Below are 2,249 nucleotides of genomic sequence, written 5' to 3' on the forward strand. Positions count from 1 at the left end.
ATGCATATTTTCACGCAGTTCTGTTTCGGAACGTACCACATTCCAAACTCGCATTTCATCAATAATCCCATTAAATAATTGACCGCCATTTGTACCGGAAGCTATAATTTTATCAGATGAATTATTTAAGAACTCGTAAGAGACATTAGTAATCAGAGATTGTTCCTCTCCGTTAATATATAACTTCTGATCTTCCGGCATTATCCCCGATCTTGTGTAAACGATGTGAAACCATTCATCTGCTGCAATAACATCATCTTCCGTTTCGGCAACCCAAGTGTTTACTCCGGCAACTGCAACTCTGTTCGATCCATTACTTCCGGGACCTATTTCCACTTGGAAAGAACCTGATTCATTATCCAATCTGGTAGAAAAAATTCCCTGTCTGCCTGAAAGGTCGTTTGGTTTTACCCAGCATTCGATGGTGAGAACATTTCCAAAATTTAAACTTTCATCGTTCCCAATATTAACATAATCATCTGTACCGTCAAATTCGAGAGCAGTTCCGGGAAAGTCATCATATTCTATAAGACCCTCATAAGCACCAATATCGATTATGGAATTTAGAAAACGAGGATTATCTGCAAGATCATATTCTCCGACATCATTTACAGAAGTAACGGGATATCCATTGTTAATGCAAGGAGATATTTCTAACAGACCATAAGGGTGATTTCCCGAACCAATAAATTGCGGATCGGCATCAATGCAATTTTCGTAGTTCCCTATGTATTCAGATCCATAGACAGCATCTATTCCGCCTTCAATATCACAGTAATAGAAACCTGGATTACCATGGGCTATTGCAATTTGCTCTCCAATATTAGCAGTATTCCCATATATTATGGTATTTTTAAATGTTGAACCATCCTGAATAAAACGGACACCTCCTCCATCCCAAGATGCAGTATTGTTGGATATTGTGTTATTGATAAATGTTCCGTTACAAAGGAAAACATAAACTCCACCACCAGAATAGGCATCATTATCATAAATCAGATTATTAACGATCAGAGGATTTGAATACTTGAAAAAAAATGCTCCACCATCAAAATCATCGGCAATGTTATTATGAAAAGTGCTGTTTTCGATTTTAATATCAGCATAATTACCGTAGATTGCTCCACCTTCCTTTGTGCAGTAATTATTGCTGAAATTACTATGGCTAATTAATATTTTGCTGAAATCATTCAAATATATTGCTCCGCCTTTTCTTTCTTCGTCGGTAAGATTTGCTTTTCCGTATTCTAATTTGCAATGAACTATTTTTGATGAATCATTGGCTGCCGGTGTGTTATCAAAAACAATCCTGTTCCAGCCGGTGCTGTGGTTTGCTGCTGTGAAAGTAATACTATTGGAAGATGTACCGATAGCAATGAGTGTGCCTTGCACATCCAATTTGTAATGTCCCTGAAATTCTACATAAATTCCGGGATCGATGGTTAGGGTTACTGCATTGTTAATAGTAATATTTCCTGTTACTTTTACTGTGTCCACACCTGTCCAGGTTGTATTGGTTGATATTGTTCCCGAAACTTCGATATTGGTGGAAAATAACGATGCTGTTAGAAATAGCAAAAGAAATAGAGTTGTTTTTTTAGACATAAGAACCTCCTGAATATATTTTCCCAGCTTCTTGAAAACTTTTTGTATGAGAGTTGTCAAAACAAACCTTGAAAATGTTTCTTTCATATCATCATATCGCTAAACAATTTCAAGGTTTTATACTTACCTCAATTCAGCAATAGTCAATTGCGAGAGATTTTTGAGCGAGACTTTTTCAGAGTTTTTTTCTCGAGATCGGAATCACGAGTTACACTCTCCGTCGAAGAAACAACTCGATAGAATTTCTTTTCTAATCCCGTAATATCTGTAGTCCAGCTCGTTTCAGCAACCGAACCGATCTCTTCTTCCCAATCTGCTGCATACGGATCGTCAGACGCATAGATTTTGTAGGAATTCGCACCGACAACTTCATCCCAACTCAATTGCACTTCTTCGTCTACAACCTCGATTGTCAGATTTTGAGGAGGATTGAGTGATTGCGGAGCTGTTCTTCCGATAAAGAATTGACTGAAATCGGTGATGTTATCGAATGTTACTTCATCTGTTGAAGCATTTACAGAACTTGCAGTCATTAACAAAATCCAATTTGAATCAGCATTTGAAGAGCGAGTATAAAGTTTAATTTGCGATGGATTTCCCTCATCTTCACTCGTCAGGTCTTCGGAAATGGTAAATGTTAAATC

1 protein-coding gene is annotated in these 2,249 nt (G+C 37.3%); it reads right to left on the minus strand.

Going from position 1 to position 2,249, the window contains the following annotated elements; translation table 11 throughout:
- Positions 1-1,692 (minus strand): hypothetical protein (locus ENL20_10695; GenBank protein HHE39022.1); only part of this gene is annotated, 1,692 nt, incomplete at its 3' end.
- Positions 1,693-2,249: the final 557 nt, after the last annotated feature.

The organism is Candidatus Cloacimonadota bacterium, from assembly GCA_011372345.1.
GTDB lineage: Bacteria > Cloacimonadota > Cloacimonadia > Cloacimonadales > TCS61 > DRTC01.